General features: G+C 64.3%; 9 protein-coding genes. 6 read left to right on the top strand and 3 right to left on the bottom strand.

Annotated elements, in window-relative coordinates; genetic code table 11:
• Positions 1 to 100 precede the first annotated feature (100 nt).
• The 3 genes from ACK1U9_RS02670 (at position 101) to ACK1U9_RS02660 (ending at position 2,697) form a co-directional block, all read left to right on the top strand.
• Positions 101 to 778: a response regulator transcription factor gene (locus tag ACK1U9_RS02670; RefSeq protein WP_046614644.1), complete on the top strand. Its 678-nt coding sequence runs from the start codon at positions 101 to 103 to the stop codon at positions 776 to 778.
• A 101-nt stretch (positions 779 to 879) separates the two neighbouring features.
• Positions 880 to 1,296, top strand: coding sequence for a Spy/CpxP family protein refolding chaperone (locus ACK1U9_RS02665; protein WP_025340137.1), 417 nt, complete (start codon positions 880 to 882; stop codon positions 1,294 to 1,296).
• A gap of 60 nt (positions 1,297 to 1,356) precedes the next feature.
• Positions 1,357 to 2,697 carry an ATP-binding protein gene (locus ACK1U9_RS02660; protein ID WP_449109691.1) on the top strand — a complete coding sequence of 447 codons (1,341 nt, stop codon included), beginning with the start codon at positions 1,357 to 1,359 and terminating at the stop codon, positions 2,695 to 2,697.
• Between the two features lie 234 nt (positions 2,698 to 2,931).
• Here the strand turns inward: ACK1U9_RS02660 and ACK1U9_RS02655 are convergent, their stop codons facing one another.
• Positions 2,932 to 3,489 (bottom strand): nitroreductase family protein, encoded by a 558-nt coding sequence (locus ACK1U9_RS02655; RefSeq protein WP_046614646.1) that lies wholly within the window; start codon positions 3,487 to 3,489, stop codon positions 2,932 to 2,934.
• A gap of 102 nt (positions 3,490 to 3,591) precedes the next feature.
• Between ACK1U9_RS02655 and ACK1U9_RS02650 the strand changes: the two genes are divergently transcribed.
• The gene (locus ACK1U9_RS02650) at positions 3,592 to 5,046 is read left to right on the top strand and encodes a TrkH family potassium uptake protein (RefSeq protein ID WP_046614647.1); all 1,455 of its coding nucleotides are present in this window, start codon (positions 3,592 to 3,594) and stop codon (positions 5,044 to 5,046) included.
• Here ACK1U9_RS02650 and ACK1U9_RS02645 read toward each other — a convergent pair.
• On the bottom strand, positions 5,003 to 6,064 hold the full coding sequence (locus ACK1U9_RS02645; RefSeq protein WP_046614648.1) for an AraC family transcriptional regulator: 1,062 nt from the start codon (positions 6,062 to 6,064) through the stop codon (positions 5,003 to 5,005). The two genes, ACK1U9_RS02650 and ACK1U9_RS02645, sit on opposite strands and share 44 nt — an antisense overlap.
• A 153-nt stretch (positions 6,065 to 6,217) precedes the next feature.
• On the opposite strand from ACK1U9_RS02645, the gene ACK1U9_RS02640 reads away from it, so the two are divergent.
• Positions 6,218 to 6,529, top strand: a complete 312-nt coding sequence (locus ACK1U9_RS02640; protein WP_046614649.1) for a DUF962 domain-containing protein — start codon at positions 6,218 to 6,220, stop codon at positions 6,527 to 6,529.
• A 142-nt stretch (positions 6,530 to 6,671) separates the two neighbouring features.
• On the opposite strand, the gene ACK1U9_RS02635 is transcribed toward ACK1U9_RS02640, so the two are convergent.
• Positions 6,672 to 7,484, bottom strand: a complete 813-nt coding sequence (locus ACK1U9_RS02635; RefSeq protein WP_085602243.1) for a UDP-2,3-diacylglucosamine diphosphatase — start codon at positions 7,482 to 7,484, stop codon at positions 6,672 to 6,674.
• Positions 7,485 to 7,615: 131 nt separating this feature from the next.
• On the opposite strand from ACK1U9_RS02635, the gene ACK1U9_RS02630 reads away from it, so the two are divergent.
• A complete protein-coding gene (locus ACK1U9_RS02630; protein ID WP_449109690.1) occupies positions 7,616 to 8,383 on the top strand; it encodes an AraC family transcriptional regulator in 768 nt (255 codons plus the stop codon).
• Positions 8,384 to 8,399 lie beyond the last annotated feature (16 nt).

The following is an 8,399-nucleotide window of genomic DNA, read 5'->3' as shown; positions in this document are numbered from 1 at the left end:
GCCCGCGCGGTACCGGCAGTTATACTGTTGCCATCAGTCTGCGGTATCTTTGCCACTGGCGGGCCGAATAGCCGCCGTCAATGGTTGAATTGAGTGAGTCATGAGCGAGCTGTTACTGATAGATGATGACCAGGAGCTGTGCGAGCTGCTCGGCAGCTGGCTGACCCAGGAAGGGTTTACCGTGCGCGCCTGCCACGATGGCCAGAGCGCACGTCATGCCTTGGCCACGCATGCCCCGGCGGCCGTGGTGCTGGACGTGATGCTGCCCGACGGCAGTGGCCTGGAACTGCTCAAGCAGTTGCGCAGCGAGCATGCCGAACTGCCGGTGCTGATGCTCTCGGCCCGCGGCGAGCCGCTGGACCGCATCCTCGGCCTGGAACTGGGCGCTGACGACTACCTGGCCAAACCCTGCGACCCGCGTGAACTCACCGCTCGCCTGCGTGCCGTGCTGCGCCGCAGCCACCCCACCGCCACCACCAGCCAGGTGGAACTGGGCGACCTGGTCTACAGCCCTGCCCGTGGCGTGGCCAGTATCGATGGCCGCGAAATGACCCTGACCCTGTCCGAAAGCCGCATTCTCGAAGCGCTGCTGCGCCAACCCGGCGAGCCGCTGGACAAGCAGGAACTGGCGCAGATCGGCCTGGGCCGCAAGCTGACCCTGTACGACCGCAGCCTGGACATGCACGTCAGCAACCTGCGCAAGAAGATCGGCCCCCACGCCGATGGCCGGCCGCGCATCGTCGCCCTGCGCAGCCGTGGCTATTACTACTGCCTCTGAACATCTTTACCGAGCCTTTACCATCCACTGACCGCGCTTGACGGTGATCTCCCTAGACTGTGCTCATCCGGTAACCACCGGCCCATGAAAGGAGAGACACCATGCGCAAGACCCTTATCGCCCTGATGTTCGCCGCCGCCCTGCCGACCGTGGCCATGGCCATGCCTGAAGGCGGCCCGCGCCACGACGGCCCACATCATCGCGGTGATGCGCCTTTCCACCAGCTGGACCTGAGCCGTGACCAGCGCCAGCAGATCGGCAAGCTGATGGGCGAACAGATGAAACAGCGCCGCGACATTACCGAGCGCTACCTGTCCAAACTGCCGGCCGCCGACCAGAAGGCGATGAAGGACGAACTGCAGGCCAACCGCGACAAGACTGACAGCGCGGTCCGTGCCCTGCTCAAGCCTGAGCAGCAGAAGAAGTTCGACGAACTGCAGAAGGAACGCGCCGCACAGAAAGCCGAGTGGCAGGAGTTCCAGGCCTGGAAAGCTGAAAAAGGCAACAAGGCCCAGTAAGCTGTCCGCCCGATGCCCGGCCCGCCTCAGAGCGAGCCGGGCTTTTCTTGTTTGCAGGAGGTGCACTTGCGTTCACTGTTCTGGCGCATCCTGGCCAGTTTCTGGCTGGCCATCACCCTGGTTGCGGGCCTGTCGATCCTGCTGGGCCATATGCTCAACCAGGACGCCTGGATCCTCAGCCGCCACCCGGGCCTGAATACCCTGGCCAGCAAGTGGGCCAAGCACTACGAGCAGGAGGGCCTGGCTTCGGCACAGCACTTCCTGGAACGGCGCAAGGACCGCTACAAGATTGACGTGCAGGTGCTCGACGACAGTGGCGAAGCCGTGGTGCCCGGCACCTTCCCGCGCCGTGCGGCGGCCTTCGAGGCACGCCAGCACAATGACCAGCGGCGCCTGCCGTGGCGCCGGTTGACCGAGGAATACACCAGCCCCGACACCGGCGAAACGTACCTGCTGATCTACCGCATCCCTCACCCGGCGCTGGATGCCTGGCACCGCGAAAGCCTGTTGTGGCCGCTCAGTGCGCTGGGCATTGCCCTGGTGGTGCTGACACTGTTCAGCCTGCTGGTCACCCTGTCCATCACCCGCCCGCTCAGTCGCCTGCGCAGCGCCGTGCATGACCTGGGCCAGACCACTTACCAGCAGAACAGCCTGGCGCAGCTGGCGGCGCGGCGTGACGAGTTCGGCGTGCTGGCCAAGGACTTCAACAAGATGGGCGCGCGCCTGCAAAGCACCATCGGCAGCCAGCGCCAGTTGCTGCGCGATGTGTCCCATGAACTGCGCTCACCACTGGCCAGGCTGCGTATCGCCCTGGCCCTGGCCGAGCGCGCCGAGCCCGAGCAGCGTGAGGCGTTGTGGCCACGCCTGACCCGCGAATGCGACCGCCTGGAAGACCTGATCAGCGAAATTCTCGCCCTGGCGCGGGTCGATGCCGAACAGGCCCACGCCGAGCCGGTCGACCTCAACGCCCTGCTCGGCAGCGTGCGCAAGGACGCCCAGCTCAGCGCACCAGAGCAGGACGTGCGCCTGGAGGCGCAGCCGGGGTTGACCTTGCAAGGTTGGCCAACCCTGATCGAGCGTGCCGTCGACAACCTGCTGCGTAACGCCCTGCGCTTCAACCCGCAGGGGCAGCCGATTGAAATCAGCGCCGTGCGCGAACAGGACCGTATCGTGATCAGCGTGCGTGATCATGGGCCGGGGGCGGCGACGGAACACTTGGCGCAGCTGGGGGAACCGTTCTTCCGTGCGCCAGGGCAGGAAGCGCCGGGGCATGGCCTGGGGCTGGCGATTGCACGCAAGGCGGCGGAGCGCCATGGTGGCAGCCTGGTGCTGGAGAACCATCCGAAGGGGGGCTTTGTGGCTCGACTGGAGTTGCCTGTGACTGAAGCGACAGGCAGTTGATGTGATGTAAATGCCCCCGGCCTCTTCGCGGGTAAACCCGCTCCCACAGGTACTTGTGCAAGGCCTGAAATTTGCGCCACACCTGTGGAAGCAGCGGGCGGCTGAAGCGCTGTAAAGGCACCTGCCCTTTCCACAAGTACTGTACAAGGCCTGAAATTTGCGCCACACCTGTGGGAGCGGGTTTACCCGCGAAAGGGCCGGATGCCTTGATACTGCAATCAGCCCAAGGCTGCGTTACTCGCCCCAGGCACTGACAAAACCAGCGGTTTCCAGAATAGGCGCCGTACGCGGCTCGGTCAGCGGCGTACCCACATACAGATACCCGATCAGCTCCTCGTTCGCGGCCAGCCCAAGGCCCTTGTGCACATGGGTATCGAAAGCCATGTCCCCGGTGCGCCACACTGCACCGATACCTTGGGCATGCGCCGCAATCAGGATGCCGTGCGCCGCACAGCCCGCCGCCAGCCGCTGCTCGGACTTGGGCACCTTGAAGTGGTCCTGCAGCTTGGCAATCACCACGATCAGCAACGGCGCCCGCAGGGGCATGGCGCGGGCCTTGTCCAGGGCAGCCTGGCTGGCGTCCCCCTTGTGCTGCAGCGCTTCGGCGAACAATTCACCCAGCTTCTCTCGGCCCTGGCCTTCGATGGTGAGGAAGCGCCAAGGCCGCAGCTGGCCGTGGTCCGGGGCGCGCAGAGCGGCCTGGAACAGCGCCTCGCGCTGGGCGGCATTGGGCGCCGGGTCGGTCAGGCGTGGCACGGAAACACGGTTGAGCAATGCGTCGAGAGCCTCCATCGGCTACCCTCCTGGCAGGTAAATGTGCCGCCATTCTAGCGTTTACATCACAAGACCCATAGGTAGAATGGCGCCCTTCCGTTTCGAGTCAGAGCAGATCACATGGCGTTGCCGACCTTAAGGATCATTGGTTTCATCATCGGCATCTTCCTGATTACCCTCGCCGTCAGCATGGCCGTCCCCATGGTGACCCTGGTGATCTTCGAACGCACCCGTGACATGCCGTCGTTCCTCTGGTCGAGCCTGATCACCTTCATCGCCGGCCTGGCCCTGGTGCTCCAGGGCCGCCCCGAGCATGTGCACCTGCGCCCACGCGACATGTACCTGCTGACCGTCAGCAGCTGGCTGGTGGTATGCGTGTTTGCTGCCCTGCCGTTCCTGCTGACCCAGCACATCAGCTACACCGATGCCTTCTTCGAAAGCATGTCGGGCATCACCGCCACCGGCGCCACCGTGCTCAGCGGGCTGGATAACATGTCACCGGGCATCCTGATGTGGCGTTCGATGCTGCACTGGCTCGGCGGCATCGGCTTCATCGGCATGGCGGTCGCGATCCTGCCGCTGCTGCGCATCGGTGGCATGCGCCTGTTCCAGACCGAGTCCTCCGACCGCTCGGAAAAGGTCATGCCGCGCTCGCACATGGTCGCCAAGTCGATCGTTGGGGTGTACGTCGGTTTCTCGATCCTCGGCGCGCTGGGCTTCTGGTGGGCAGGCATGAGCCCGTTCGATGCGATCAACCACGCCATGTCGGCGATTTCCACCGGCGGGTTTTCCACCTCCGACCAGTCGTTGGCCAAGTGGGATATTCCAGCCGTGCACTGGGTCGCGGTGGTGGTGATGATCCTCGGCAGCCTGCCCTTCACCCTTTACGTGGCGACCCTGCGCGGCAACCGCAAGGCACTGATCCGCGACCAGCAGGTGCAGGGTTTGCTGGGCATGCTGGTGGTCACCTGGCTGGTGCTAGGCACCTGGTACTGGGCCACCACCAACCTGCACTGGCTCGACGCCCTGCGCCACGTGGCGCTGAACGTGACTTCGGTGGTCACCACCACCGGCTTCGCCCTGGGTGACTACAGCCTGTGGGGCAACTTCTCGCTCATGCTGTTCTTCTACCTGGGTTTCGTCGGCGGCTGCTCCGGCTCGACGGCAGGTGGCATCAAGATCTTCCGCTTCCAGGTCGCCTACATCCTGCTGAAGGCCAGCCTCAACCAGCTGATCCACCCGCGCGCGGTGATCAAGCAGAAGTACAACGGTCACCGCCTCGACGAAGAAATCGTGCGCTCGATCCTGACCTTCTCGTTCTTCTTCGCCATCACCATCTGCGTCATGGCGCTGCTGCTGTCGTTGCTTGGCGTGGACTGGATGACCGCCCTGACCGGCGCTGCCGGCACGGTCTCGGGCGTGGGCCCGGGCCTGGGTGAAGTGATCGGCCCGTCGGGCAACTACGCCACACTGCCGGACGCTGCGAAGTGGATTCTCGCCAGCGGCATGCTGCTCGGCCGATTGGAAATCATCACCGTGCTAGTGTTGTGCATGCCGGCGTTCTGGCGTCACTGACCACCTCGGGCTCCGCACACAGGCGGGCGCGGTATTCACCAGGCGTGACATGGAACCAGCGGCGGAACGCCCGATAGAAATTGCTGGGGTCGGCAAAACCCAGCAGGTAGGCGGTTTCCAGCAGGGTCATGCCTGGCTGCGCCAGGTACTGTTCGGCCAGTTCACGGCGGGTATCGTCGAGCAGGGTCTGGAAGCTGGTGCCCTCTTCCTGCAACCGCCTCTGCAAGGTGCGCTGTGACAGATGCAGGGCCTGGGCCAGGGTTTCGCGCTTGGGTTCGCCCTGCGGCAGGATGCGGCACAGTACCTGGCGCACGCGGTGGGTGACCCGGCTTTCCGAGAAGCGCGCCAGGTATTCGCCGGCAAAGCGGTCATGCAGGATGGCCATGGCTTCGTTGGCGGTAGGCAGTGGCGCCTCCATGTCGGCGCGCTCGAACACCAGCGCATCGTGCGGTGCACCGAACACCAGCGGTGCATGGAACGCCACCTTGTACGGTTCGATGTCCTTTGGCTGCGGCCCCTGCACCAGCACCCGGCGCGGTTGCACCGGCCGGCCGCTGAGCCAGCTGCACAGCGCCAGTGCGCAGGCCAGCGATGCCTCGGCACTGTGCCGGGTCGGTGGCAGATGGTCGCCGTGTACGGTCAGGATCAGCGAATAGCCCTCGGGGCCCAGGACGAAGCTGAGGTCGGAGCTCTCGGCGATGATGCGCTGGTAACGCACCAGGCGCTCGAAGCCTTCGGCCAGGGTGCGGCTGGACATCAACGCATAGCCCACCACATGGAACGACGCCGGGCGCACCACCCGTGCCATGTTCAGGCCTATGGCCTCGTTGCCCGACAGTTCCACCGCCAGTTGCCACAGCCGGGTCATGGAGTCCTGGGGGAAGCGCGCATCGGGGTCGTCGAGAGCAGCGAAATCCAGCCCCAGCTGCTTGAACATGGCCCGGCAGTCCAGCCCTTCCAGTTCGAGTGCCTTCACGATCCCTGATGCCCAGCTGGCTGACGTGGTTCTTTCGCTCATGACAGGCATTTTATGCTGACCGCTCCTGCGGTGAACCCCAAGGATATTCAATTGGCGCCTATTGTCACTGATAGGCCTCGCCAGTCACTCTAGACTCGATTCAGGCTCCACGCCGTGCATCTTGTCCAGAAGTATTAATCCCGGAGCACTGCCATGAACCGCACAGCGCATTTTCGCAGTTTTGCCGAGTTCTACCCTTACTACCTTGGCGAGCACAGCAACCCCACCTGCCGCCGCCTGCACTTCGTCGGCACCAGCCTGGTGATTGCCCTGCTGGCCTACACCATCGGCAGTGGCAAATGGTTGCTGCTGCTGGCCTTGCCTGTGTTCGGCTATGGCTTTGCCTGGGTCGGGCATTTCTTTTTCGAAAAGAACCGGCCTGCGACCTTTACCCATCCGCTGTATAGCCTGTTCGGGGATTTCGTGATGTTCAGGGATATCCTGTTGGGCAAGATCAGCCTGTAGATTTTTTGGGGCCGCTTTGCGGCCCATCGCGACGCAAGGCCGCTCCTACAAGGTCCGCATAAATTCCGGGTTCACGCGGTCGTTGTAGGAGCGGCCTTGTGTCGCGAAAGGGCTGCAACGCAGCCCTCAGGGCTCTCAAACCCTACGCCGGTTCGCGCATCGCCGCCGCGGCCTGCGCTTCACGCGCCTGCGCCTCCGCCAGCCGATAAAGCTCGATCGTGCCATCCCAATGCTCGATCAGCGCCGTGCACGACTCCACCCAATCCCCGCAATTGAGGTACTCCACCTCCCCTACCTGGCGAATCTCGGCATGGTGGATATGCCCACACACCACCCCATGAAAACCGCGGCGGGTACACTCGTGCGCAATGGCATCCTCGAAGTCGCTGATGAAGTTCACCGCGCCTTTGACCTTGTGCTTCAGGTACGCCGACAGTGACCAATAGCCGTATCCATAGCGGGCACGCCAGTGGTTGAGCCAGCGGTTGAGCACCAGGGTGAACTCGTAGGCACGGTCACCGAGGAACGCCAGCCAGCGGTGGTAACGAGTAATCACGTCGAACTGGTCGCCATGGATCACCAGCAGGCGGCGGCCATCGGCGGTCAGGTGCTCGGCTTCGTCCACCAGCTGGATGTTGCCGAGGACCAGTTTGGAGTATCGGCGCAGGAATTCGTCATGGTTGCCGGTGACATAGATCACCTCGGTGCCGCGCTTGCTCATGGTCAGCAGGCGGCGGATCACGTTGGTGTGGGCTTGAGGCCAGTAGATTCCGCCGCGCAGCTTCCAGCCATCGATGATATCGCCCACCAGGTAGATGCGGTCGGCCTGGTAGCCTTTCAGGAACCGCGACAGGTGTTCGGCCTGGCAATCGCGGGTGCCCAGATGCACATCGGAAATCCACAGGGTACGCACGCGTTGCTTGCGCGAGGCACGTGACAGTTCGGCATGGGTCATGGGCAGGCTCCGGCGCAGTTTGCTGGAGACTGGCAGCCGCGGATGACAGCGCGGTGGCAAAACCGTTACGAGTGATGGACTGCAGGGAATGAGGCACAATGCGGTTCTGCCCTGCGAGGACGACTCTCCCCATGACCGCCGGCCCGATCCTCTCGCTGCGCCATTACCGCGACAGCCTGATCGCCCACAGCCACGAACACCCGCAACTGGTGTTCGGCCTGCGCGGTCGCCTGGAGTTCGAGGTGCAGGGGCATGGCGCCGGGATCGATCGACAGGGGCTGATCGTGGTACCGGCGGGCGCCCATCACACCTGCGCCAGCGATGGCGGCAGCGATTGCCTGGTGCTGGATGTACCAGGGGACCACTGGTTGCGCGAGCAACTGGGCGAACATGCCGATGCCAGCCGCCGCCTGCTCGACCGCCCCGCCGCACTGGGCCTGGACGAGCGTCAGCAGCAATTGGTGGACTGGCTGGCGACCAGCCCCATGCACGACCCGCTGATTGCCCGGCAAGGGGCAGCGCTGCTGCTGGCCAGCCTCAACCCCACGGTGGCAGCCAGCGTCGCAGCCAGCCAGCGCCTGCCCTATGCCGCCTTCGATGCGCATATCGAGCGGCATGCCGCCTACCCGCTGCAAGTGGCTGACCTGGCGCGCATCGCCGGGTTGTCCAGTGCCCGCCTGCATGCACGCTTTACGGCGGAATGCGGGATGACGCCGATGGACTACATTCGCCAGCGGCGCTTGCTCAAGGCGCGGCGCCTGGTGGTGCAGACCTTGCTGCCGATGGGGGAGATTGCGGCGCAGGTGGGGTACAGCTCGCAGAGTGCGTTTTCGGCGGCGATGTTGCGGGCGTTCGGGTGTACGCTGTTGGCATTGCGGCGAGAGTCTGGCGACAACTGACAGCAGTCTTGCGACA

The sequence above is a fragment of the Pseudomonas sp. XP1 genome, from assembly GCF_053557675.1.
This window is presented reverse-complemented; position numbering and strand designations above follow the sequence as displayed.

What these genes read in the sequence shown, in the direction of transcription:
- ACK1U9_RS02665 (WP_025340137.1), top strand. Translation starts at nt 880, where the DNA reads ATGCGCAAGACCCTTATCGCCCTGATGTTCGCCGCCGCCCTGCCGACC.
- ACK1U9_RS02630 (WP_449109690.1), top strand. Translation starts at nt 7,616, where the DNA reads ATGACCGCCGGCCCGATCCTCTCGCTGCGCCATTACCGCGACAGCCTG.
- ACK1U9_RS02650 (WP_046614647.1), top strand. Translation starts at nt 3,592, where the DNA reads ATGGCGTTGCCGACCTTAAGGATCATTGGTTTCATCATCGGCATCTTC.
- ACK1U9_RS02635 (WP_085602243.1), bottom strand. Translation starts at nt 7,484, where the DNA reads ATGACCCATGCCGAACTGTCACGTGCCTCGCGCAAGCAACGCGTGCGT.
- ACK1U9_RS02640 (WP_046614649.1), top strand. Translation starts at nt 6,218, where the DNA reads ATGAACCGCACAGCGCATTTTCGCAGTTTTGCCGAGTTCTACCCTTAC.
- ACK1U9_RS02655 (WP_046614646.1), bottom strand. Translation starts at nt 3,489, where the DNA reads ATGGAGGCTCTCGACGCATTGCTCAACCGTGTTTCCGTGCCACGCCTG.
- ACK1U9_RS02645 (WP_046614648.1), bottom strand. Translation starts at nt 6,064, where the DNA reads ATGAGCGAAAGAACCACGTCAGCCAGCTGGGCATCAGGGATCGTGAAG.
- ACK1U9_RS02670 (WP_046614644.1), top strand. Translation starts at nt 101, where the DNA reads ATGAGCGAGCTGTTACTGATAGATGATGACCAGGAGCTGTGCGAGCTG.